General features: G+C 71.9%; 21 protein-coding genes and 1 riboswitch. Of the genes, 5 read left to right on the top strand and 16 right to left on the bottom strand.

Annotation, left to right across the window (positions count from 1 at the left end; translation table 11 throughout):
• Window positions 1–116: 116 nt before the first annotated feature.
• Entirely contained in the window at window positions 117–746 is a 630-nt protein-coding gene (locus tag ACWD3D_RS05330) for a uridine kinase family protein (protein ID WP_451459580.1), read from the top strand.
• A 348-nt stretch (window positions 747–1,094) separates the two neighbouring features.
• Window positions 1,095–3,002: an AAA family ATPase gene (locus ACWD3D_RS05325; RefSeq protein WP_451459593.1), complete on the top strand. Its 1,908-nt coding sequence runs from the start codon at window positions 1,095–1,097 to the stop codon at window positions 3,000–3,002.
• A 75-nt stretch (window positions 3,003–3,077) separates the two neighbouring features.
• On the opposite strand, the gene ACWD3D_RS05320 is transcribed toward ACWD3D_RS05325, so the two are convergent.
• The 11 genes from ACWD3D_RS05320 to ACWD3D_RS05270 form a co-directional block, all read right to left on the bottom strand.
• Complete coding sequence (locus tag ACWD3D_RS05320; RefSeq protein WP_451459579.1) at window positions 3,078–4,187, bottom strand: hemolysin family protein; 1,110 nt, start codon at window positions 4,185–4,187, stop codon at window positions 3,078–3,080.
• A complete protein-coding gene (locus tag ACWD3D_RS05315) occupies window positions 4,184–5,593 on the bottom strand; it encodes a hemolysin family protein (protein WP_451459578.1) in 1,410 nt (469 codons plus the stop codon). Before ACWD3D_RS05315 ends, ACWD3D_RS05320 begins: the two co-directional genes overlap by 4 nt.
• Before the next feature lie 257 nt (window positions 5,594–5,850).
• A complete protein-coding gene (locus ACWD3D_RS05310) occupies window positions 5,851–6,315 on the bottom strand; it encodes a PH domain-containing protein (protein ID WP_451459577.1) in 465 nt (154 codons plus the stop codon).
• Window positions 6,316–6,358: 43 nt separating this feature from the next.
• Window positions 6,359–7,207: an ATP phosphoribosyltransferase gene (hisG, locus tag ACWD3D_RS05305; protein WP_451459576.1), complete on the bottom strand. Its 849-nt coding sequence runs from the start codon at window positions 7,205–7,207 to the stop codon at window positions 6,359–6,361.
• Between the two features lie 71 nt (window positions 7,208–7,278).
• A complete protein-coding gene (locus ACWD3D_RS05300; RefSeq protein ID WP_266702246.1) occupies window positions 7,279–7,551 on the bottom strand; it encodes a phosphoribosyl-ATP diphosphatase in 273 nt (90 codons plus the stop codon).
• 34 nt (window positions 7,552–7,585) lie between these two features.
• A complete protein-coding gene (ribH, locus tag ACWD3D_RS05295; protein WP_266702248.1) occupies window positions 7,586–8,071 on the bottom strand; it encodes a 6,7-dimethyl-8-ribityllumazine synthase in 486 nt (161 codons plus the stop codon).
• Between the two features lie 61 nt (window positions 8,072–8,132).
• Window positions 8,133–9,419, bottom strand: coding sequence for a bifunctional 3,4-dihydroxy-2-butanone-4-phosphate synthase/GTP cyclohydrolase II (locus ACWD3D_RS05290; RefSeq protein WP_451459575.1), 1,287 nt, complete (start codon window positions 9,417–9,419; stop codon window positions 8,133–8,135).
• Entirely contained in the window at window positions 9,416–10,060 is a 645-nt protein-coding gene (pnuC, locus tag ACWD3D_RS05285) for a nicotinamide riboside transporter PnuC (RefSeq protein ID WP_451459574.1), read from the bottom strand. The genes ACWD3D_RS05290 and pnuC overlap by 4 nt, the downstream gene beginning before the upstream one ends.
• Complete coding sequence (locus ACWD3D_RS05280) at window positions 10,057–10,734, bottom strand: riboflavin synthase (protein ID WP_451459573.1); 678 nt, start codon at window positions 10,732–10,734, stop codon at window positions 10,057–10,059. The genes pnuC and ACWD3D_RS05280 overlap by 4 nt, the downstream gene beginning before the upstream one ends.
• On the bottom strand, window positions 10,734–11,852 hold the full coding sequence (gene ribD, locus ACWD3D_RS05275) for a bifunctional diaminohydroxyphosphoribosylaminopyrimidine deaminase/5-amino-6-(5-phosphoribosylamino)uracil reductase RibD (protein WP_451459572.1): 1,119 nt from the start codon (window positions 11,850–11,852) through the stop codon (window positions 10,734–10,736). The genes ACWD3D_RS05280 and ribD overlap by 1 nt, the downstream gene beginning before the upstream one ends.
• 166 nt (window positions 11,853–12,018) lie before the next feature.
• A riboswitch (FMN riboswitch) is annotated at window positions 12,019–12,149 on the bottom strand.
• Window positions 12,150–12,284: 135 nt separating this feature from the next.
• Complete coding sequence (locus ACWD3D_RS05270; RefSeq protein WP_451459571.1) at window positions 12,285–13,523, bottom strand: ROK family transcriptional regulator; 1,239 nt, start codon at window positions 13,521–13,523, stop codon at window positions 12,285–12,287.
• A gap of 138 nt (window positions 13,524–13,661) precedes the next feature.
• Between ACWD3D_RS05270 and ACWD3D_RS05265 the strand changes: the two genes are divergently transcribed.
• Window positions 13,662–14,894, top strand: coding sequence for an MFS transporter (locus ACWD3D_RS05265; RefSeq protein ID WP_451459570.1), 1,233 nt, complete (start codon window positions 13,662–13,664; stop codon window positions 14,892–14,894).
• Window positions 14,895–14,923: 29 nt separating this feature from the next.
• On the opposite strand, the gene ACWD3D_RS05260 is transcribed toward ACWD3D_RS05265, so the two are convergent.
• From ACWD3D_RS05260 to ACWD3D_RS05250, 3 genes are all read right to left on the bottom strand, one after another.
• Window positions 14,924–16,057, bottom strand: coding sequence for a DNA glycosylase AlkZ-like family protein (locus ACWD3D_RS05260; protein WP_451459569.1), 1,134 nt, complete (start codon window positions 16,055–16,057; stop codon window positions 14,924–14,926).
• Window positions 16,058–16,159: 102 nt separating this feature from the next.
• Entirely contained in the window at window positions 16,160–16,354 is a 195-nt protein-coding gene (locus tag ACWD3D_RS05255; RefSeq protein ID WP_451459568.1) for a hypothetical protein, read from the bottom strand.
• Window positions 16,351–16,743, bottom strand: coding sequence for an NAD(P)H-dependent oxidoreductase (locus ACWD3D_RS05250; RefSeq protein ID WP_451459567.1), 393 nt, complete (start codon window positions 16,741–16,743; stop codon window positions 16,351–16,353). The genes ACWD3D_RS05255 and ACWD3D_RS05250 overlap by 4 nt, the downstream gene beginning before the upstream one ends.
• A 531-nt stretch (window positions 16,744–17,274) precedes the next feature.
• Between ACWD3D_RS05250 and ACWD3D_RS05245 the strand changes: the two genes are divergently transcribed.
• Window positions 17,275–18,429, top strand: coding sequence for a hypothetical protein (locus ACWD3D_RS05245; protein WP_451459566.1), 1,155 nt, complete (start codon window positions 17,275–17,277; stop codon window positions 18,427–18,429).
• Window positions 18,430–18,602: 173 nt separating this feature from the next.
• Window positions 18,603–19,283 (top strand): TetR/AcrR family transcriptional regulator, encoded by a 681-nt coding sequence (locus ACWD3D_RS05240; RefSeq protein WP_451459565.1) that lies wholly within the window; start codon window positions 18,603–18,605, stop codon window positions 19,281–19,283.
• Window positions 19,284–19,423: 140 nt separating this feature from the next.
• On the opposite strand, the gene ACWD3D_RS05235 is transcribed toward ACWD3D_RS05240, so the two are convergent.
• Window positions 19,424–20,794: a uracil-xanthine permease family protein gene (locus ACWD3D_RS05235; RefSeq protein WP_451459564.1), complete on the bottom strand. Its 1,371-nt coding sequence runs from the start codon at window positions 20,792–20,794 to the stop codon at window positions 19,424–19,426.
• Window positions 20,795–21,031: 237 nt separating this feature from the next.
• Window positions 21,032–21,979: glycoside hydrolase family 6 protein (locus tag ACWD3D_RS05230; protein ID WP_451459563.1), on the bottom strand; the 948-nt coding region annotated here is incomplete at its 5' end.

The raw sequence follows: 21,979 nt of genomic DNA, 5'->3' as shown, positions 1-21,979 counted from the left end.
ACTGGTCCACTGGTACGCCCTGTGACCGCTACCGCGGGGCGGTGTCCGAGGCCCGGGTCGCCGGTACGCTCCTGACCTGCGGCGGGACCGGGTGGCCGGGCCCGTACCCTGGAGCCATGAACGACCTGGCCGGACGCGCCCGCGGCCTCCTCTCCCTCTCCCCCTCCCTCGGCCCGGTGCGCCTCGTCGCGATCGACGGGCACGCGGGCTCGGGGAAGAGCACCCTGGCGACCCGGCTCGCCGCCGCCCTGGGCGGCGCCCCGCTGCTCCGGCTGGACGACCTGGCCACCCACGAGGAGCTGTTCGCCTGGACGGACCGGCTCCATCGGCAGGTGCTGCTGCCGCTGTCGCGGGGGGAACAAGCGCGCTACGCCCCGTACGACTGGACCGCCCGGCGCTTCGGGCCGGAGCGGACGCTGGATCCCGCACCGGTGGTGCTGGTCGAGGGGGTGGGGGCCGGACGCCGGTTCCTGCGGCCCCGGTTGGCGGCACTGTGGTGGATGGAGCTGGACCGCGAGGCCTCCTGGGAGCGGGGCAGGCGGCGGGACGGGCAGGCGCTCTCGGCTTTCTGGGACGGCTGGACGGCCGCGGAGGACGAACACTTCACCGAGGACCCCTCCCGGCCGTACGCGGATTCGCTGGTACGCCAGTTGTCCGACGGTTACGAGTGGCTGACGGGCCCTCGTGCGACCCCGTCGACGGGGCGCGATACTACGGAGGGTGAAGGCGGCAGGTCATCCGCTTGAGCCATCGGAAATCGCCAGGCGCATGTTCCAACTCGGCTTGACCGGCGGGGCTTACAGGTCTTACGTTCTCAATGTGCGGCTTTTCGGAGCCCATCCAGGACGCGAGGCCCCCGGTTGTTCCCCCGTGATCGGGGGCTTCGTTCTGCCCGTCCCCCCTCTCCACGCTCACCACACATCCCCTCTTCTTCACCGTCCGTCACCAGTGACACCGTTCCGGTGGTTTTTCCGGCGTGGGTACGATGCCTGGGGGCTCGGTCAATTCCCGCCCGCGAACCGGTGATTCGGGACGCTTCCGTGGGCATGCTGTGCGGGCGGGACATCCTGGGGCACAGTCGTGTGGGGGACCTGATGGACATCGGCACGCAGGGCGCGCACGCCCCTGCCGAACTGGCGTGGCTGCGGGGCTTGGACGCCTACACCATGGGCGCCTATCCGCACGCCGAGGAGGAGTTCCGGACCGCGGTGCGGCTCGATCCCGGCATGGCGGACGCCTGGCTGGGTCTCCACGCGCTGCGGATCGACACCACCACGGCCCTGTTGAGCATGTACCGGCACCGCGACCGCTTCGGCGAGCAGCGCACCCGGCACAAACGCACGCTCAACTCCTGGTACTGGCTCGGCTGGTGGGTACAGCCGGTGCTGGAGTCGCCGCGCGATCTGCTGCTGGCGCACGCCTCGCACTGGCTGGACGGCCGCCATGTGCCGGAGCTGGACCGCGCGTTGGCCGGGCTCCCGCCGGTGGACACCGACGCACAGGTTCGGTTCCTGCACGCGTGCCGGGCCTATCTCGCGAAGGACTGGGAGCAGTTGGTCCGCTACACCGAGCGGCTCGTCGACGACCCGCTGCTCGGGATCGAGGCACGGCTCTTCGGCGGGATGGCCCGCGTCCGGCTGGAGATGTACGGGCAGGCCGAACCTCTGCTCTCCGCGGCGCTGATGCGCTGTCGCAGCGAGCAGCCGCAGCGCAAGGAGCTGCGGTACTGGCTGGCGCGGGCGCACGAGGGGACGGGGCGCAGCGCCGCCGCACTGCCTCTCTACCGCGCGGTGCACCGGGTGGACCCCTCGTTCATGGACACCTCGGCCCGGCTCGCGGCCATCACCGATCACGACGGTTTCGACGATCCCGGCGGTCTCGCCCCGGCCGCCCTGAGCGGTTACGGGGCGGACGAGGCGGGGGCCGGGTCCCAGCCGGACGGCGACGCGCTGCTCGGTACGGAGCTGGTGGACGGCCGCGATCCGTGGCTGGGCGGCGAGCCGCTCGGCCCCGTCGCCCCGGTGGTCACGACCGCCTCGGAGGGCGCGCGCGTCAAGCGGGCCGGGTCCGGCCGTGCGGGGCGCCCGGTGCTGCCCACCGGGCCGAGCGATCCCGCGTTGCTGGCCGACGCGCTCGCCGAGCTGGAGCGGATGGTCGGACTCGATCCGGTCAAGCGCCAGGTCAACGCGCTCTCCGCGCAGCTGAACATGGCCCGTCTCCGAGCCGAACAGGGGCTTCCCGTCCAGCCGCCGAAGCGGCACTTCGTGTTCTCCGGCCCCTCGGGCACCGGGAAGACGACGGTCGCCCGCATCCTGGGCCGGGTCTTCTACGCCCTGGGCCTCCTCGGCGGCGATCACCTGGTGGAGGCCCAACGCTCCGACCTGGTGGGCGAGTTCCTCGGTCAGACCGCCGTCAAGGCGAATGAGCTGATCGACTCGGCGCTGGGCGGGGTGCTCTTCGTCGACGAGGCGTACAGCCTCGCCAACTCCGGTTACAGCAAGGGCGACGCGTACGGAGACGAGGCGCTCCAGGTTCTGCTGAAGCGGGCGGAGGACAACCGGGACCATCTGGTGGTCATCCTGGCCGGCTATCCGGAGGGCATGGACCGGCTGCTGGCCACCAACCCGGGGCTCTCCTCGAGGTTCACCAGCCGGGTCGACTTCCCGAGCTACCGTCCGCTCGAACTCACCGCGATCGGCGGGGTGCTGGCCGCCGCCAACGGGGACCTGTGGGACGAGGAGGCCCTGGACGAGCTGCGCAGCATCAGCGGCCATGTGGTCGACCAGGGATGGATCGACGAGCTGGGCAACGGCCGCTTCCTGCGCACCCTGTACGAAAAGAGCTGCGCCTACCGCGACCTGCGGCTCTCCGGGTACGCCACGCCGCCGGGGCGCGCCGACCTGGCGACGCTGCGGCTGCCGGACCTGATGCAGGCGTACGGCGAGGTGCTCTCGGGCCGGGGCCCGGTGGGCCGCGGCCAGACGGAGGCACCCGGCGCCTGAGGGCAGCCCGGTACGCACGAAACGGGCCCGCCCGGCAGTCGCCGGACGGGCCCGTACGTGGCGGAAGGTCCGTCCTCAGCCGATGTCGACCATGGCCTTCGGCTCGTGCGCGTGCTGCTCCGGGGGTACGTCGACCGTCCGGCGCGGCACCGAGACGCGGTGGGCGGGGTCGCGGACCTCACCGACCAGCATTTCCAGCACGTCTTCCAGGGCGACGAGTCCGAGGACCTTGCCCTGGGCGTCGGCGACCTGCGCCAGGTGGGTCGCCGCCCTGCGCATCACGGTGAGGGCGTCGTCCAGCGGGAGTTCGGCCCGCACGGTCGCCATCGGGCGCCAGACGTGCTGGGGTACGGCACGCTCGCCGTCCTCCAGGTCGAGGACGTCCTTGACGTGCAGGTAGCCCATGAACGGGCCGCCGCGCTCGGCCCGGACCGGGAAGCGTGAGAACCCGGTCCGTACGGTGAGCTCCTCTACCCGGCGCGGGGTGACGGACGGGTCGACCGTCACCAGCGAACCGTTCTCCAGGAGCACGTCGGTGACGGGCCTGCTCCCGAGTTCGAGGGCGTCCTCCAGGCGCTCCTGCGCCTCGGGCTCCAGGAGCCCGGCCTGGCCGGAGTCCTCCACCAGCCGGTTCAGCTGCTCGCTGGTGAAGACGGCTTCGACCTCGTCCTTGGGTTCGACCCGGAAGAGCTTCAGCACGAGCTTGGCGCAGGCGCCGAGCGCCGCGGTGACCGGGCGGCAGATCCGGGCGAAGCCCACCAGGGCGGGGCTGAGCCAGAGGGCCGTCTTCTCCGGGGCGGCCATCGCCAGGTTCTTGGGGACCATCTCACCGATGACGAGGTGGAGGACGACCACGAAGATGAGGGCGAGGGCGTAGCCGAGCGGGTGGACGAACCCTTCGGGCACGTGGGCCGCGTGGAAGACGGGTTCCAGGAGGTGGGCGACGGTCGGTTCGGCGACGGCGCCCAGGGTGAGCGAGCAGACGGTGATGCCGAACTGTGCGGCGGCCATCATCTGCGGGAGGTTCTCCAGGCCGTACAGCACCTGACGGGCGCGGGCCGATCCGCTCGCGGCGAGCGGTTCGACCTGACTGCGGCGGACCGAGACGAGTGCGAACTCGGCGCCGACGAAGAAGCCGTTCGCGAGGACGAGAAGTCCCGCGAAGATCAGCTGGACCAGGCTCATCGGGTGGCCTCCTGCAAGGTCCGGCCCGGGGCCGTGGGTCGGTCGCCGTGCAGGTGGCCTTCCGGACGGTCCGTGCCGCCCGGCTGTCCGGACACGTCCGCGGTGCGGACGAAACGGACCTGCTCGGCCCGGTAGTGACCGACCTGGCGGACGGAGATCCGCCAGCCGGGCAGTTCGGTGCGGTCACCGGGGGCGGGGATGCGCCCGAGGAGGTCGGCGACGAGTCCGGCGACGGTCTCGTACGGTCCGTCGGGCACGTCGAGGCCTATCCGGCGGAGGCTGAGGACGCGGCAGCTGCCGTCCGCGTCCCAGGCGGGACGGCCGTCCTCGCCGGTGACGGAGAGCAGCTCGGGCCGGTCGGCGCCTTCGGCGTCGTGCTCGTCGCGGACCTCGCCGACGAGTTCCTCGATGATGTCCTCCAGTGTGACGACACCGGCGGTGCCGCCGTACTCGTCGACGACGACGGCTATCGGCTGCTCGTTACGGAGCCGCTGGAGCAGTTGTTCGACGGGCAGGGATTCGGGGACCAGCAGCGGCGGGACGGCGATCCGGCCCGCCGGGGTGCGCAGCCGTTCGGCGGCCGGGACCGCGAGGGCGTCCTTGAGGTGGACCATGCCGACGACCTCGTCGATGCGTTCCCGGTAGACCGGGAAGCGGGAGAGGCCGGTGGCGCGGGTCAGGTTGAGGACGTCGGCCGCGGTGGCGGACGACTGGAGGGCGCTGACCCGGACCCGGGGGGTCATGACGTGCTGGGCGGTGAGACCGCCGAGCGACAGGGTCCGTACGAAGAGGTCGGCGGTGTCCTGTTCCAGGGTGCCGGCCTCCGCGGAGTGCCGGGCCAGCGAGACCAGCTCGCCCGGGGTGCGGGCGGAGGCGAGTTCGTCGGTGGGCTCGACGCCCAGCAACCGGACCAGCCGGTTGGCGAGCGTGTTCAGCGCCGTGATCACCGGGCGGAGAGCGGTGGTGAAGCGGTGCTGGGGGCCGGCGACGAACCGGGCGACCTGAAGGGGCTTGGAGACGGCCCAGTTCTTGGGCACCAGCTCGCCGATGACCATCTGCACGGCGGAGGCGAGCAGCATGCCGATCACCACGCTGATGGTGGGCACGGCCCCGGCGGGCAGGCCGGTGGCGGTAAGGGGGCCGGTGAAGAGTTCGGCGAGCGCGGGTTCGGCGAGCATGCCGACGACCAGCGAGGTGATGGTGATGCCGAGCTGGGTGCCGGACAGCTGGAAGGAGAGTTCGCGCAGCGCGTCGACGACGGTGCGCGCGCGCCGGTCGCCTTCTTCGGCCGCGCGTTCGGCCTCAGGCTTCTCGACGGTGACGAGGCCGAATTCGGCCGCCACGAAGAAGCCGTTGGCCAGGATGAGAAGGAATGCCGCGATGAGCAGCAGCAGGGGGGTGGTCATGCCGCCGCCTCCGGGGAAGGGGCGGCGCAGGTACTACCGGACGATCCGTCCATTGCTGGAAGGAGTCACTCCTCGGGTCGCAGGAAAAGCCCCGCCGGTCTGCGGACCGTCTGGGCGGGGCGGGGCGCCACTCGGCGCCGCCGAACCCCAGAGTAGTCAAGAATCGGTGTGTCCGGGCAGGGGCTCACGGCCATCGGCCGGGCGCCCCCGTGCCCGCCCGTGCGCGCGGGCCCGGATTCCGGTCGGGCCGGAAGCCGTCAGCCGGCTTCGGTGCCCTCGGCGTGTGCCGCGACGAGCCGGCGGAGCTCTCCGGCGTCCCGTACGGCCTGCTGCTTGGAGAGACCGGGCTGGATGCCGAGGGCGGGCAGGCTGGTGCCGTCGCTGAGGCCGAGGAAGAGCCAGGGATCGCCGACCCTCAGGTTGACCTGGAGGATCTGCTCCCAGGCGAGCCGCCGGGTCCGGGTGACGTTGACGACAGTCACCCCGTCCTCGTCGGCGACGATCTTCGGCCGGGCGAGCAGGACGAGAACCCCGGCGAAGAGCGCCGCGCAGAGGATGAAGGTGACCCGGTCCCCCGGACCGAGGCTCTCCAGCATCAGCGCCACGGCGGTGATGACGGCGAAGAGGGCCAGCGCGATGGTGAGCAGGACCAGCCGGGTGAGTCCCGGCCGGAACGTGACGGGGAGAGCGGGCGCTTCGGTCCGGGGTGCGGGGGCGGACATCAGGTTCTTCGGTCCTCTACTGGAGGGGGCTGGTGCGGTCCCGTCAGAGCCGGCAGGCGTGGATCGCCGTGGTGAGGATGGCGCGGGCGCCGAGCTCGTACAGGTCGTCCATGATCCGCTGCGCCTCGCGGGAGGCGACCATGGAGCGGACGGCGACCCAGCCCTCGTGGTGCAGCGGGGAGACGGTCGGCGACTCCAGGCCCGGGGTGAGGGCGACCGCGCGCTCCAGGTGCTCGACGCGGCAGTCGTAGTCCATCATCACGTACGTCCGGGCGACCAGGACGCCCTGGAGACGGCGGAGGAACTGCTGGACCTTGGGCTCGTCGGCGTCGGCGCCGGTGCGGCGGATGACGACGGCCTCGGACTTCATGATCGGCTCGCCGATCACCTCCAGCCCGGCGTTGCGCAGGCTGGTGCCGGTCTCGACCACGTCGGCGATGATCTGGGCGACCCCGAGCTCGATGGCGGTCTCGACCGCGCCGTCGAGGTGGACCACGGAGGCGCTGACGCCATTGTCGGCGAGGTGCTTGGCGACGATGCCCTCGTAGGAGGTGGCGATCGTCATGCCGTCGAAGTCCTTCGGGCCCTCGGCCGTACCGGGCTTGGTGGCGTACCGGAAGGTCGAGCGGGCGAAGCCGAGCTGGAGGATCTCCTCGGCGTCGGCACCGGAGTCGAGCAGCAGGTCGCGGCCGGTGATGCCGATGTCGAGACGGCCGGAACTCACGTAGATCGCGATGTCCCGGGGGCGCAGGTAGAAGAACTCGACCTCGTTGACGGGGTCGACGAGGACGAGTTCCTTCGACTCCTTGCGCTGCTGGTATCCGGCCTCATGGAGCATCGCCATCGCAGGCCCGGAGAGTGAACCCTTGTTGGGGATGGCGATGCGCAGCATGAGCTCGGGTTTCCTTTGTACGGAGGAGCGTGCGGACGTGCGGGGCTTCAGCGGTGGCGTGGAGGTGCTGCTCAGAGGTGGGCGTAGACGTCGTCGAGGGAGATCCCGCGGGCGACCATCATCACCTGGACGTGGTAGAGCAGCTGCGAGATCTCCTCGGCTGCGGCTTCCTTGCCCTCGTACTCGGCGGCCATCCAGACCTCGGCGGCCTCCTCGACGACCTTCTTGCCGATGGCATGGACCCCCTTGCCCACCAGTTCGGCGGTGCGCGAGGTGGAGGGGTCGCCGTCCGCTGCCTTGAGCGTCAGCTCGGCGAAGAGTTCTTCGAAGGTTTTGTTGGCCATGATGGTCCTTAGAATACGGGGTCGCCGCCCGCCCTCAGCGCCAGGGTTCGCTGATGGTGCGCAGTGTGGTGGCGGTGGCGACGGCGGCGGTGACCGCTTCGTGGCCCTTGTCCTCGGAGGATCCTTCCAGGCCGGCCCGGTCCAGCGCCTGCTCCTCGGTGTCGCAGGTGAGGACGCCGAATCCGACGGGGACGCCGGTGTCGACGGTGACCTGGGTGAGGCCGGCGGTGACGCCCTGGGAGACGTACTCGAAGTGCGGGGTGCCGCCTCGGATGATCACGCCGAGGGCGACGACCGCGTCGTAGCCGCGGCCGGCGAGGACCTTGGCGACCACCGGCAGTTCGAAGCTGCCCGGGACGCGGAGCAGGGTCGGCTCCTGGATGCCGAGTTCGCCGAGCGCGCGCAGGGCGCCGTCGACGAGTCCGTCCATGACCTTGTCGTGCCACTGGGCGGCGACGACCGCCACACGGAGGTCCTCGCAGTTGCTCACGGACAGTTCGGGTGCGCCCTTGCCGCTCATGTTTCTCTCCTACCGTTCTTTTCGGGTCTGTCGGGTCTGCCGGGTCTGACAGGTCTGACGGTTACTGGTTTCCGCAGGTCGAGGCGGGCACGCCGTCGAGCCACGGCAGGTCGTGTCCCATCCGGTCGCGCTTGGTGCGCAGGTAGCGCAGGTTGTGCTCGCCGGCCTGCACGGGCATCGGCTCGCGTCCGTTGACGACGAGTCCGTGCCGGACGACCGCGGCGGTCTTGTCGGGGTTGTTGGTCATCAGCCGGAGGCTGTGCACCCCGAGGTCGCGCAGTATCCGGGCGCCGGCGGCGTAGTCGCGGGCGTCGGCGGGCAGGCCGAGTTCCAGGTTGGCGTCGAGGGTGTCGGAGCCGCGCTCCTGGAGTTCGTACGCGCGCAGTTTCTGGAGCAGGCCGATGCCCCGGCCCTCGTGGCCGCGGAGGTAGACGACGACGCCCCGGCCCTCGCCGGTGATCCGCTCCATGGACGCCTGGAGCTGGGGGCCGCAGTCGCAGCGCTGGGACTGGAAGATGTCGCCGGTCAGGCATTCGGAGTGGATCCGGACGAGGACGTCCTCGCCGTCGCCGATGTCCCCGTGGACCAGGGCGACGTGTTCGACGCCGTCGGTGACGGAGCGGTATCCGTACGCGGTGAAGTCGCCGAAGGCGGTCGGCAGCCGTACCTCGGCCTCGCGCCGGACGGTGGGTTCGGCGCTGCGGCGGTAGGCGATCAGGTCCTCGATGGAGATGATCGTGAGGCCGTGCTTGCGGGCGAAGGGCACGAGTTCGGGCAGCCGCAGCATCACGCCGTCCTCGCCCGCGATCTCGACGATCGCACCGACCGGGCGCAGTCCGGCGAGCCGGGCCAGGTCGACGGCGGCCTCGGTGTGGCCGTTGCGGACGAGCACCCCGCCGGCGCGGGCGCGCAGCGGGAAGACGTGGCCGGGCCGGACGAAGTCGCCGGGGCCGGCCGTGCCGCCCGCGAGCATCCGCAGGGTGGTGGCGCGGTCGGCGGCGGAGATGCCGGTGGTGACGCCGTGCGCGGCGGAGGCGTCCACCGAGACGGTGAAGGCGGTCTTCATGGACTCGGTGTTGTGCTGGACCATCTGCGGGAGTTCGAGCCGCTCCAGTTCGCCGGCCTCCATGGGGGCGCAGATCAGGCCGCGGCACTCGCTCATCATGAACGCGATGATTTCGGGCGTGGCCTTCTCGGCGGCGATGACGAGATCGCCCTCGTTCTCGCGGTTCTCGTCGTCGACGACCACCACGGGGCGGCCGGCGGCGATGTCACGGATCGCCTGCTCGACGGGGTCGAGCACGAGTTCACGGTCGTGGAACGTCGGGGTGGCGGGCTGGGCGGTCATGCCGTGGCTCCTTCCAGACCGGGGGTGCGGGTACGCAGCCACCAGTCGCGCATGCCCCACAGGACCAGGGCGCCGTAGATGACGTAGACGAATCCGGAGAAGGCGAAGCCGTTGGCGAAGTTCAGCGGGACGCCGACCAGGTCGACCAGCAGCCAGGCGAACCAGAACTCGACCATGCCGCGCGCCTGGGCGTACATCGCGACGATGGTGCCGACGAAGACGTACGCGTCGGGCCACGGGTCCCAGGAGAGTTCGGGGAAGGCGGTGAACAGTCCGCCGACGGCGAGGGTGCCGACGACCGCGCCCGCGAGCAGCACGCCGCGTTCGCGCCAGGTGGCGAACCGTACGGCTATGGAACCGTCCTGCGCCTGCTGCTTGCCGCGGGTCCAGGAGTACCAGCCGAGCAGGGAGACGACGATGACCACGACCTGCTTGCCCGCGCTGCCCGACAGGTGGGCGGAGGCGAAGGCGAAGAGCAGGATCGCGCCGGACAGGAGCTGGGCGGGCCAGGTCAGCACGGACCGCTTCCAGCCGAGGGCCAGGGCTATCAGACCGATCGTGTTGCCGATCATGTCCGACCACTTGATGTGCTGGTCGAGGACGGTGAACGCCTCGGAGTTGAGCCAGTCGGCGACGTTCACTTCGCGCTCTCCTCGTCGGTGCCGCTCCGGTCGCGGAGGTAGGTCTCGCTCCGGTCGCGGAGGTAGGTGTCGCTCTGGTCGGCGGTGCGGTCGCCGAGCAGCCGCTCGACGTACTTCGCGATGACGTCCACCTCCAGGTTGACCGGGTCGCCGGGCTGCTTGAGGCCGAGCGTGGTCAGCGCGAGGGTGGTGGGGATGAGGCTGATGGTGAAGTGGTCCGCGCCCGCGTCGACGACGGTGAGGCTCACTCCGTCGACGGTGATCGAGCCCTTCTCCACCACGTACCGGGTCAGTTCGGCGGGCAGCGAGACCTTGACGATCTCCCAGTTCTCCGAGGGGGTGCGGGAGACGATGTGTCCGGTGCCGTCCACGTGCCCCTGCACGATGTGGCCGCCGAGCCGGCCGCCGAGCGCCATCGGTCGCTCCAGGTTGACGCGGGAGCCGGCGGTGAGCGCTCCGAGGCTGGAGCGCTTCAGCGTCTCGGCCATGACGTCGGCGGTGAACTCGTGCTCGCCGGTCTCCACGACCGTCAGGCAGACCCCGTTGACGGCGATCGAATCGCCGTGCTTGGCGCCCTCGGTGACGACGGGGCCGCGCAGCCGGAAGCGGGAGGCGTCGTCGAGTACCTCGACGGCGGTGACCTCACCCAGTTCTTCGACAATTCCGGTGAACACTAGTTTCCCTTCCGAGCGGTGGAGTTGGCGGCAGCGGTGGTGGGGACGGCGGTGATGCGGAGATCGGGGCCGATGTGCGCGGTCTCGGTCACATCGAGCCGCAACGCCCGGGAGATCGTGGAGATTCCGGCGTCGGCGAGCGCGGCAGGGCCGGAGCCGAGGAGGACCGGAGCGAGGTAGCCGACGACCCGGTCGACGGCCCCGGCGGCGACGAAGGCACCCGCCAGGGTGGGGCCGCCTTCGAGGAGTACGGAGCGCACCGACCGCTCGTGCAGGGCCGCGAGGAGGGCGGTGACGTCCAGGCCGGTGCCGTTGGCGGAGCGGGGCAGCCGGAGCACGTCCTCCTCGGGCAGGTGGCGGGCGTCGGCGTCCTCGGCGACCGCGACCAGGGTCGGCGCGGTGGCGTCGAGGACCCGGGCGCCGGGGCGTACGGCGGTGGCCGTGGTGTCCACGACGACGCGCAGCGGCTGGGTGGCCCCCTCGACGCCCCGGGCGCCGAGCTGCGAGTCGTCGGTGCGGGCGGTGCCGGAACCGACGATCACGGCGTCGGCCAGGGCGCGCAGCCGGTGCACGTCGGCGCGGGACTCGGGCGAGGTGATCCAGCGGCTGGTGCCGTCGGCGGCGGCGATCCGGCCGTCGAGGGTGGCGGCGTACTTCCAGAGGACGTACGGGCGGCTTCGACGTACCGAGGTGAGCCAGGCGATGTTGCCGGCCTCGGCCTCGGCGGCGAGGAGCCCGCTCTCCACCTGGATCCCGGCCGCGCGCAGGGTTTCGGCGCCACCGGTGGCCTGCGGGTTCGGGTCCGGGACGGCGTGGACGACGCGGGTGACGCCGGCCTCGATGAGTGCCTGCGCGCAGGGGCCGGTGCGTCCGGTGTGGTTGCAAGGTTCGAGGGTGACGTACGCGGTGCCGCCGCGGGCACGGCTCCCCGCTTCGCGCAGGGCGTGGATCTCGGCGTGCGGTCCACCGGCGCGCTGGTGGAAGCCTTCACCGACCGGCGCTCCGGCGGCGTCGGTGATCACGCATCCGACGACCGGGTTGGGGCTGGTGGAGCCGAGTCCGCGTGCGGCGAGCTCGATCGCTCGGCGCATGGCGGTGATGTCGGCTGCGGTTGCCACCGGGTCCTCCTGCCTCTTCGGGCACGGACTCCGGGGCCTGTCGATGACGACAGATGAAGCGGAACGCACAGGGGTGGAGGCGCCTGGACCGCGAGAAAACCGGACACGTTGCCCGGAACTCTCCGGAACACGCGTCCGCCCACGGCGGCGTACCCATGACGGCCCGCCGCGCACTGCCTCCCATCCGGACTTTCACCGTCGGTCCAGGAATCTCACCTGGTCAACCGGCCGCTGGATGCGGACGGGTCGCGGACTATAACCGCCGGTTCGGAATTACACCGACCCCGGAGTGCGCTGCTGCTGGTACCCCAACAGTCTGCCACGACTTGGCTTCGGCCAGCAGGGGAGTCGCTGTGCGCTGGCTCACAGCGCACGTTCCGTGACGAGGCGCGGCGCCACCGGCGGCACGGGGCCGCCCGGCGCTCCCCCGCGTCAGGGGGCCGCCGGGGCGAAGAGCGCGTCCTGGGCCGCCTCCCGGGCGGTGAAGAGCGCGCCGCGCAGGATCGCGGTACCGCCCAGTTCGCCCGCCCGGACCTCGGTGCGCAGGGGCGACATCAGGGTGAGCCGCTCCTCGACCAGGGCCGCGAGCCCGGCCCCCCCGGCGTGGCCCACCTCTCCGGCGAGCACCAGGCAGCCGGGGTCCAGGACCGAGACGAGGGAGGCGGCGCCGAGGGCGATCCGGTGGGCGAGGTCGCCGAGGAACGCCTCGCCGCCCGCCGCTCCGGCGAGGGCGTCCTGGACGTACGCGGCGGCGGCGTACCCCTGCTCCGCGCCGGAGACCGGGCACCGGGGTTCCCCGCCGTCCGTGCCTTCTTCGTCCGGGCGGGACGGCGGCGGCTCCATGCCGTGGGAGACGGCGAGGGCGCAGATGGCCTCCGAGCCCACGAGGGAGTGGAACCCGCCCTCGCAGGTGGCGGCCGAGAGGGTACCGACCGCACCGGGAACGGGCATGAAGCCGATCTCCCCGGCGCCGCCGGAGGCGCCCCGGCGCAGGGTGCCGTCGAGCATGAGGGCGGCGCCGATGGCGTGGCCGAGCCAGAAGAGGGCGAAGGTCGGCCGGTCGCGGGCGGCTCCGACGCGGTGTTCGGCGACGGCGGCGAGGTTGGTCTCGTTCTCCACGAGGACCCGTGCGGGCAGCCTGCGCTGGAGAGAGGTCACCAACTCCCGGTGCCAGGCGGGCAGTCCGATGGTGACGCGGAGTTCGCCGGTGGCGGGGTCGATCAGCCCCGGGGCCCCGATGCCGACGCTGTGCAGGGGGGCGTCGCCCGCCTCGCGGGCGGTGCGTTCGAGCAGGGCGACCGCCCGCTCGACGGCCGGCCCGGTGCCGGTGTCGCTTCCGATGGGCACGCTGGCCTCGGCGAGCGTGCGGCCGAGGAGGTCGGCGACGATCACCGAGACGCTGCCGGTACGGACGTCGAGCGCCGCGAGGTGGGCGCGGTCCGCGACGATTCCGTACAACCGGGCGTTCGGGCCGCGGCGTTCGGCGCCGGCTTCGCCGACGACCTCGATGAGACCGGCTTCCTGCAGCCGTTCGACCAGGTCGGCGACGGTCGGGCGGGAAAGCCCGGTCGACGTTTTGAGCTGGGTGGCCGTCAAGGGGCCGTCCTGCTGGAGGAGACGCAGGGCGAGCCGGTCGTTGATGGCCCGGGCGGTGCTCGGTGAGGCGGGCATGCGGGAATCCTTCCAGATCACCGTCGTGCACTCGGACGCGGGCTTTTTATCAGGCAAGGTTCCTGATAGTTTACGACCCGATCCTGGGGACAGGAGCACCGGCCGCTCTGCGGGCGTCAATGGGGAGGGAACCTCGCAATGTCATCGGACTCGACCGCCACCGTCTTCGGCACCGCGCAGGTGAAACGCGCCAGATACGCGGTCGCCGCGGTGTTCACCGTGCACGGCGCCGTCACCGGCAGCTTCGCCACCCGGGTCCCCTGGATCCAGGAGCACGCCGGGGTCAGCGCAGGCCAGTTGGGCCTCGCCCTGGCCTTCCCGGCGATCGGCGCCTCGCTCGCGATGCCGCTGGCCGGCCGGATCAGCCACCGGTTCGGCGCCCGGAACGCGCTGCGCGGGCTGCTCGCCCTGTGGACGCTGGCCCTGATCCTGCCCTCGCTGGCCCCCAACCTGCTGACGCTCTGCGCGGGCCTCTTCGTCTACGGTGCCTCCGCCGGCATGTCCGACGTGGCGATGAACGCGCTCGGCGTGGAGGTGGAGAACCGCCTGAACCGGTCGATCATGTCCGGCCTGCACGGCATGTGGAGCGCCGGTGCGCTGATCGGCTCGGCGGCGGGCACGGTGGCGGCCCACATCGGCGCCGACGCGCGCCTCCACCACCTCCTGGCCGCGCTGGCCCTGACCGCGCTCGGCCTCCTCGCCTGCCAAGGCGTACTCGACCTGCGCAGCGAGGCGGACGAGGAGCCGCCGCCGCGCTTCACCCTCCCGCCCAAGTCGGCGCTGGTGATCGGCGCGATCGGTTTCTGCGCCGTCTTCGCCGAGGGCGCGAGCATGGACTGGTCGGCCGTCTACCTGCGGGACGTCATCGACTCCTCCGCGGGTCTCGCGGCGGCCTCCACCACGGCCTTCGCGCTGATGATGACGGTGGCACGGCTCGCCGGGGACCGCATCGTGGACCGCTTCGGAGCGGTCAGGTCGGTCCGGGCGGGTGGAGCGCTCGCCACGGCGGGCGGGGTCCTGGTGGTCCTCTCCCCCGGCGTGGTGGGCGTCCTGTGCGGCTTCGGGCTGATCGGCCTCGGGGTGGCGGTCGTCGTCCCGCTGGCCTTCGCGGCGGCCGGGCGCAGCGGCCCGAACCCCAGCCAGGCCATCGCCGGTGTCGCCACCATCACCTACACCTCGGGGCTGATCGCCCCGTCCGCGATCGGTTCGCTCGCGGAGGCGACCTCGCTGGTCGTGTCCTTCGGCCTGGTGACGGTGCTCGCCTTCGGCCTGGTGCTCGGGGCCGGTGTACTGCGGGGCGCCGAGCGCAAGGTCACCGACTCGGTACCCGCACCGGGTGGTGTGGTGGCGAAGAGCCCCGCCGAGGGCTGACCGAGGGGCCGCAGGGGCGTCCGGAACCGTCAGACCAGGTGCAGGCGGGCCTCGTCGGCGCCCCGTGCGGCGGCCACCACCCCGGCCTCCTCCTCCAGGGCCCGGCGCACCGGGGCGGCGAGCGGGGCGAACGGCGCGACGGTGATCGCGACCGCCCGCCCCGCCGCCTTGGCCCGCCAGGTGCCCGCGGGTTCGGCGCCGACCAGCAGGACGCCCCCTTGGCCGATCGCCCGCCAGATCTCCTTGCGGCGGACCTCGTCGGGGACGAGGAGTTCCCGGTCGCGGCCCTGGAGGAACGGGTCGCCCGGCGGCAGCAGCCGTACCGTCGTGCCGGGGTCCGGCGCGGGCGGACCGGCGTCCGGGCCGGGCAGCCAGGCGGTGCGCCCCCCGCCCTCCTCGCCGGTGACCTCGACCTCCACCAGACCTTCGGGCCAGACGGCCCGGACGACCGGGGTGCGCACCCCGAGGTACTTCGCCACCTCGGCCGGGCCGGCCGGACCGTGCAGGTGCAGATAGGCGCGGACCAGGGCATCGGTACCGTGCGCGGCCTGCGGGAGCGCGAACCCCGGCTCCAACGGCGAGAGCGTCGTACCGCCCCCGGAGGTCACCCGCACCGCGCCGAAGAGCCCGGCCTGCTGGAAGAGGAGGCCGGAGATGTGCCGTGACCCGCAGGTGGCGCAGTCGAAGGTGAGCGAGGGGTCCACCAGCGCGCTCACCTCCCCGCTGACCACCCCTTTGGGCCTCGGCCCGGTCACCACCGTCCGGAGCGCCCCGGCGGTGGTCCGGAACGCGTCCAGCCCGAGTTTCGCGCCCTCCTTGATGACCGTCGTACGGATGCGGGCCTCCGCGTCGGCGTCGTCCAGCGGCCAGAGCGCTGCGGCCAGCGCGGGCAGCGCGTCCGCCCGGTGCAGATGCGGGGCGCCCCGGAAAGTCCAGACCCGTTCCAGCCCGTCGGGAGGGACCCCTCGCGCGGCCAGTGCGAGCCGCGCCGATCCTGCCGGGGTGTCCTGCACCCCGAGCACACCCAGCTCGCCGAGGTCCGGGGTGCCGACGGATCGGTCCAGCCCGTGGGCCGCGAAACGGCGGGCGAGGATCTGCGCCCGGTCCATCCCGATCGCGGGCACGGTGTGCCCGGTCGCCGATGATCCGCTCTTTCCCGCCATGATCCCGCCGTTCGCCGTCCGCCGTCCTGTCGTGGTGGGCCCCATCATCGCCCGTGGCGGTGAGCCCCGCAGGTGTTCGGGCCTCCCGCCCGGGCGCCTTCCTCAGGTGAGCCCGGCGAAGCGGTTCTCGATGTCCGCCGGCCACTTCTCGCGCTTCTCCCGGGACACCGACTTCACGCTCGGCAGGCTGATCCACTTGGTGCGCTTGATGCCGATCTTCCTGAACCCCCCGGTGCGGAACGCCTTCTTGACGGCGTTGCCGAAGTAGAAGCGGTAGATCGCCTGCGGAACCGTCATGGTGATGATGAGGATGACACTCCGGACCCCCCGGGCAGTCCGCTCACGAAGCGCGTCGGCGGACCCACCTCCTCGTACGCGAACCCCTTGAGCAGCACCTTGTCCATGAACCCCTTCGTGAGAGCGAGCATCAGCTCCCACCGGATCGGGAAGACGAAGACCAGGTGGTCGGCGGCGGTGATGCGTGCCTGGTGGTCCAGGACCTTGGGGTCGGTCGCGGTGCCGCGGGAGAAACCGGCCAGATCCTCGGTGGACATCACCGGGTCGAAGCCGTCCCGGTCCAGGTGGAGGCCGTCGGCCTCCGCCCCGGCCCTCGCGAGGCCCGCCACGACGGCCTCCCGCACTGCCGCGCAGTAACTGCCTTCGTAGGGGTGATTGAAGATCACCACGGTTCTCATGTGTCAGCTCGCCCCCGGATGCGCCCGGCGGGGCGGGCGCGGTCGACTGCCGGATGCCACTTCGGTGCATATGGATTCGGTGAATGTGAGGGCCTGGTCCGTCACCCGTTCGGCTCAGTGTCGTTGGCGATGTTGTTGTCGTCCGGGCCGTGGGGTGGGTTGTGACCTCGATCGAACGGACCGCGTATCCGCGGTTCGAGCGGCTGATCACCGCACGTGAGCTGCGTCTGTTCTTCTCGCCGACTCGCGATGAGCTGGAGTGGGCCGCCGACCGTACGGACTGCGATGAGCATCGAGCAGGAGAAGGCGATGAAATTCAACGCACTGCTCACAAACGCGATGACCGCGCTGCGACAGGGCGGCCTGACCGGTGAGGACTTCAGCCAGGCCGCCTGAACGGTACGCGTACGCCGATCTCCCGCCGGCCGGGGCACGGTCCTGCGCACCGAGACCGTCCCTTGGACGACCGAGACCGTCCCTCGGACGCAGTGGGTGGGAGGAGCCGGCCGCTAGCATCCGGGCATGGGACGAGACCAACCACCGAGGCAGGTCGCCGTCGGCGACGTTGTCGCGGTGTACTCCGAGGCGCTCGGCGCCTGGACTGCCTCGCAGGTCACCGGCATCGACGCCGCAGCCAAGTGCGCTGCGGTTCTCGAACTGGACTGGTCCGGGCCCGAGCCTGGGGCCGTGGCCGACCTCGGCGACGATGTGCAGCCGCTCCGACTGACGCACCACAGCTGGGGCGGCAAGCTCTCGTACTGCAACCACGGGTGGGTCCTTCCGAGGAGCTTCACGGTCATAGGCTCCCTGCCCTTGCTGGTGACCGCACCCTCGTACTCCTATGGCTCGGCATGGGGGCGGGGCGAACAGCTGGCCCGGCAGCGGCACTGGGACAGCGGCGACCGCGAGGACTGGAATGCCCCGTACGCCCTGACGTGCACAGCTGACGAACTGGATGCCGAACCCACCAGCGGCGTCGTACGGGCCGGCGTCACATACCTCACCGTCCGCGGGATCAGCGGGCTCGACTGCACTCGTCTCGTCGCCGCCTTTCCGGATCTGACCCGCCTGTCGCTGTCCGGGAACCTGGGCACGCTCACCTCGGCGGCAGCCCTGAACCAGTTGCCGAATCTGCAAGCGCTCACCATCACAGAGCTGTTCGGGATGGACGCGTCCGACTGTCTGCTGCCCCGCCATCTCCCCGAGCTGGAGGAAGTGTCGCTCTACGGGATTCCGGCCGACTACGCGGCCGCGATGCGCAAGACCTGGCGTCCCCACGTGCGACACGGAGTGGTGCTCGACGTCCGCGGTGCGCGTAAGCCGGAATGGGTCGCTGCCAATACCGCTAACCCGCTCCGCGACTGGGACGGCCGCGAGCACATACCGCGCGCCGGGTACCGCAAGGCTGTTGCCCAGCACAAGGCCACTCGGGACGCCTTCCTCGCCGAGGTCACCGGCGGCGAGGACCATGCTGCCATCGCGGAGATCGGGCGTGCCTTCGGCGCCGCCTTCAACGCGCTGGACAGCCGCTGGTGCTTCATCGAGACCGTGGAACGCGAGGAGTTGTTCGACGCTCTGGACTTCTTGGCGGACGAAGTCCAGACAGCTGCCGGACGCGACCTGTCCGCCGCTCGCGCGGCGCTGATCGAAGGCGTGGAGTCCAGCCGCGACTGGTGACCGCCATCCCCCGGGCCGGCGCTCTGGCCTGTCGCAGTAAATGCCGGATCTTACTGCGACACAGCCCCTACCGCGATCACCGCGACCTGCGGCGGACTCTCCGGCCGCCGCAGGTGAGGTGTACGCATCCGACCGCCCCCGCCGCCGCTCGGCCCGGACCACGAGGGAGCCCCATGACGGCCGCCCAACCCGCCGATCCCCCTGCCGCCACGGAGAGGCCGGGGACCGCCGGCTCCCGGAAGGAACGGGCCGCCCGCACCGAGGAGGCGCTCAAGGAGGTGGCCCGCAGGGTCTTCGCGGAGAAGGGCTTCCTCAACGCGAAGATCAGCGACATCTCGGCCGAGGCGGGCCGGTCGACGGGCTCCTTCTACAACCACTTCTCCGGCAAGGAAGCGGTGCTGGAGGCCCTGCTCGGCGACTGGATCAAGGAGGCGGGCCGGAGCCTGGCCGGGCATGGAGTCGACCTTGACCTGGCGAACCCGGAGCACCTGCGCCGGCACGTGGCGGCGGTCTGGCGGACGCACCGCGAGCACGGAGCGGAGATCCGCGCCCTCCAGGAGGCCGCCCTCGTCGACGAGACGTTCGCACGGCGGATCGCCGCCCTCCAGATGCGGGAGACCTCGGTGCTCCGCGATCACCTGCACGAGATGGAGCGGGCCGGGAGGGTCCTGCCGGGCAGGGTGGAGCTGGCGGCCACGGCCATGATGGGGATGCTCAACGAGTTCTCGCGGAACGCGCTTCTGGTGGAGGGCGTTCCCGGCGCCCGGGCGCCGGGGGACGACGAGGCGATCGACATGCTCACCGAGTTCGTCCTGCACGGCATCTCGGGGCCGGACCCGAACGCCGCTCCCTGATCAGCCCGATCCAGCCGGAAGGACCGGCGGCGCGGTGACGCCTCCACCGGTCGGCTGCCGTCGCGGCGGACCCGGTCCCGCTCCCCCGCACCGGCGCACGCACACCACCCGCGCCCGCCGGCGGATGCCCGCCCGGGGGCTCACCCCCGGTCGTACCCCGGGTTCTCCGGCTCCCGCAGCGGCGGTTCTCCGGTCATGTGGGCCGGGGCCAGGGCCCGTAGGGCGTGGTAGCCGAGGACCACGATGATGGTGCCCAGCGCGATGCCGCTCAGCTCGAAGTTGTCGGTGAAGGTCAGGCTGACGTTGCCGATCCCGACGATGAGTCCGGCCGCCACCGGCACGAGGTGCAGCGGGTTGGCGAGGTCCACCCCGGCCCGGACCCAGATCTGGGCGCCCAGCAGGCCGATCATGCCGTAGAGGATGACGGTGATACCGCCGAGGACCCCGCCGGGGATCGCCGCGACGAAGGCGCCGAACTTGGGGCAGAGCCCGAAGAGGATCGCGAACCCGGCCGCGCACCAGTAGGCGGCGGTGGAGTAGACGCGGGTGGCTGCCATCACCCCGATGTTCTCCGCGTAGGTGGTGGTGGCGGGACCGCCCACGGAGGTCGCGACCATGGTCGCCGCGCCGTCCGCCATGATCGCCGTACCGAGCTGGTCGTCCAGCGGGTCGCCGGTCATCTCGCCGACGGCCTTGACGTGCCCCGCGTTCTCCGCGATGAGGGCGATGACCACGGGCAGGGCGACCAGGATCGCCGATCCGGAGAAACTCGGGGCGTGGAAGTCCGGGAGGCCGATCCAGCTCGCGTGGCCGACCCCGGACAGGTCCAGGCGCCAGTGGTCCACGGACTCGGTGCCGCCCGCCGGGGAGTGGATGCGACCGAAGATCCGGTCCAGCACCCAGGAGAGGACGTAACCGAAGGCCAGCCCGAGGAAGATCGCGATGCGCGACCAGAAGCCGCGCAGCACCACGAGCGCGAACCCGGTGAAGACCATGGTGGCCAGCGCGGCCCACTGGTCCTGCGGCCAGTAGGTGCCGGCCGTCACCGGGGCGAGGTTGAAGCCGATGAGCATGACGACCGCTCCGGTGACCACCGGTGGCAGCACCATGTGGATGATCCGCGCGCCGAGCGAGCGCACCACCGCACCGCAGAGGAAGAGGACGGCTCCGACCACCAGCAGCGCGCCGGTGAGGGTCGAGGCGTCGCCGCCCTGCGTCGCGATCACGGCGGCGACGCCGACGAACGACAGGCTGCTCCCCAGGTAGCTGGGGATACGGCCGCGGGTGATGAGCAGGAACATGAGGGTGGCGACACCGGACGCCATCACGGCGAGGTTGGCGTCCAGGCCCATCAGGACCGGTGCGACGAAGCACGCGCCGATCATGGAGACCACGTGCTGGGCTCCCAGGCCGACGGTCCGGCCCCAGGTCAGCCGCTCGCCGGGCTTGACGACCTCCCCCGGTCGCAGATTCTTCCCGTCGCCGTGCAGCGTCCAGCCGAAGCCCGCCATGATCACTCCCTAGCTCGTGTCACACCTCCGCGGTGAGGGACTCGCGACCGGCGCCTTCCCGAGGCACCGCAGCACGCCCTTCGCCTGCCGGCGCCCCGGTCGGGGCGGCACGCGCGCACCCCGCGGAACGATGACCGCAAAAGGCCCTTTGTAGCCGAAACCAGCCCTGGTGGCCAAAACGTTCGTCCTCGCGTACGGGTGAGCACTGACGAGGCGTCGGCAGACGGGGCCGCGGGGTCAGCCCGTCGCGAGAGCGTACGCGTACTCCGGGCTGAACTCCCCGGCCTCCGCCGAACAGCCGTCGGACTCCCCCGGCAGCTTCACCCACAGGTACGCGTCGATCCGGGACTCGCCCGTACGCGTCGTCGGGGCGTCGCCCAGCGCCCGACCCGGCGGATCGCACCAGGCGTCGTCCGCCGGGGGGCCGTTGCCGTTGCGACTGGTGTCGATGACGGCGCCCAGACCGGGCGGACCGCCGAGGGCGTCCAGCACCCGCCGCGCGTAGGCGGTCTCGTCGGCGGTGCGCCGGAAGTTCGAGACGTTGGTGAAGATCCCGTCGCCGTACCGGGCGGCGCCCGCCTCCCGCAGCAGCGCCGCCTGCTCCACCGCGCCGTTCCAGCCGGAGTGACCGCCGTCGTAGTAGACCCTGGCCTCCGGGTTCGCGGCGTGCAGCACCCGGCCCGCCCGCGCCAGCGAGGCGAACCGCGCGGCGCGGCCGGCCGCCGTGAGGCAGCCGGAGTCCGCCACGGCGTCGGGTTCCAGGACGACGATCACCGGTCCACCGCCGAGTCCCGCCGCGAAGGAGCGCATCCAGGCGTCGTACGCGCCCAGGTCCGGCGCCCCGCCCCCGGACGCGCCGCCGCAGTCACGGTCCGCGATGGCGTACGGCACCAGGACGGGGGTGCGGCCGGCCGCCGAGGCGGCCCGGGTGACGGCCGCCACCCGGCCGGTGACCGTGGCCGGGTCGTACGAGGTGAACCAGACGGCGGTCGGCCGGTTCCCGATCCGGGACTCCAGAACCGGGCGGAGCGGGTCCTCCCGGTGGTCGGCCGTCCACTCCAGGAGCTGGGAGTCCGGGTACCGGTAGAGCGCGGGCAAGTTCTTCTCCAACCTGACGCCGCCGGCCGAGGTCCCGCAGGTGATGGGGGACATCCACAGCCTGTTCACACGCATCCTGGACGAGAA

This window comes from Streptomyces sp. NPDC002690, assembly GCF_053592415.1.
This window is presented reverse-complemented; position numbering and strand designations above follow the sequence as displayed.

What these genes read in the sequence shown, in the direction of transcription:
- ACWD3D_RS05260 (WP_451459569.1), bottom strand. Translation starts at nt 16,057, where the DNA reads ATGGCGGGAAAGAGCGGATCATCGGCGACCGGGCACACCGTGCCCGCG.
- ACWD3D_RS05245 (WP_451459566.1), top strand. Translation starts at nt 17,275, where the DNA reads ATGGGACGAGACCAACCACCGAGGCAGGTCGCCGTCGGCGACGTTGTC.
- ACWD3D_RS05235 (WP_451459564.1), bottom strand. Translation starts at nt 20,794, where the DNA reads ATGGCGGGCTTCGGCTGGACGCTGCACGGCGACGGGAAGAATCTGCGA.
- ACWD3D_RS05330 (WP_451459580.1), top strand. Translation starts at nt 117, where the DNA reads ATGAACGACCTGGCCGGACGCGCCCGCGGCCTCCTCTCCCTCTCCCCC.
- ACWD3D_RS05290 (WP_451459575.1), bottom strand. Translation starts at nt 9,419, where the DNA reads ATGACCGCCCAGCCCGCCACCCCGACGTTCCACGACCGTGAACTCGTG.
- ACWD3D_RS05320 (WP_451459579.1), bottom strand. Translation starts at nt 4,187, where the DNA reads ATGAGCCTGGTCCAGCTGATCTTCGCGGGACTTCTCGTCCTCGCGAAC.
- ACWD3D_RS05265 (WP_451459570.1), top strand. Translation starts at nt 13,662, where the DNA reads ATGTCATCGGACTCGACCGCCACCGTCTTCGGCACCGCGCAGGTGAAA.
- ACWD3D_RS05270 (WP_451459571.1), bottom strand. Translation starts at nt 13,523, where the DNA reads ATGCCCGCCTCACCGAGCACCGCCCGGGCCATCAACGACCGGCTCGCC.
- ACWD3D_RS05255 (WP_451459568.1), bottom strand. Translation starts at nt 16,354, where the DNA reads ATGACGGTTCCGCAGGCGATCTACCGCTTCTACTTCGGCAACGCCGTC.
- ACWD3D_RS05315 (WP_451459578.1), bottom strand. Translation starts at nt 5,593, where the DNA reads ATGACCACCCCCCTGCTGCTGCTCATCGCGGCATTCCTTCTCATCCTG.
- ACWD3D_RS05325 (WP_451459593.1), top strand. Translation starts at nt 1,095, where the DNA reads ATGGACATCGGCACGCAGGGCGCGCACGCCCCTGCCGAACTGGCGTGG.
- hisG (WP_451459576.1), bottom strand. Translation starts at nt 7,207, where the DNA reads ATGCTGCGCATCGCCATCCCCAACAAGGGTTCACTCTCCGGGCCTGCG.
- ACWD3D_RS05310 (WP_451459577.1), bottom strand. Translation starts at nt 6,315, where the DNA reads ATGTCCGCCCCCGCACCCCGGACCGAAGCGCCCGCTCTCCCCGTCACG.
- ACWD3D_RS05240 (WP_451459565.1), top strand. Translation starts at nt 18,603, where the DNA reads ATGACGGCCGCCCAACCCGCCGATCCCCCTGCCGCCACGGAGAGGCCG.
- ribH (WP_266702248.1), bottom strand. Translation starts at nt 8,071, where the DNA reads ATGAGCGGCAAGGGCGCACCCGAACTGTCCGTGAGCAACTGCGAGGAC.
- ACWD3D_RS05300 (WP_266702246.1), bottom strand. Translation starts at nt 7,551, where the DNA reads ATGGCCAACAAAACCTTCGAAGAACTCTTCGCCGAGCTGACGCTCAAG.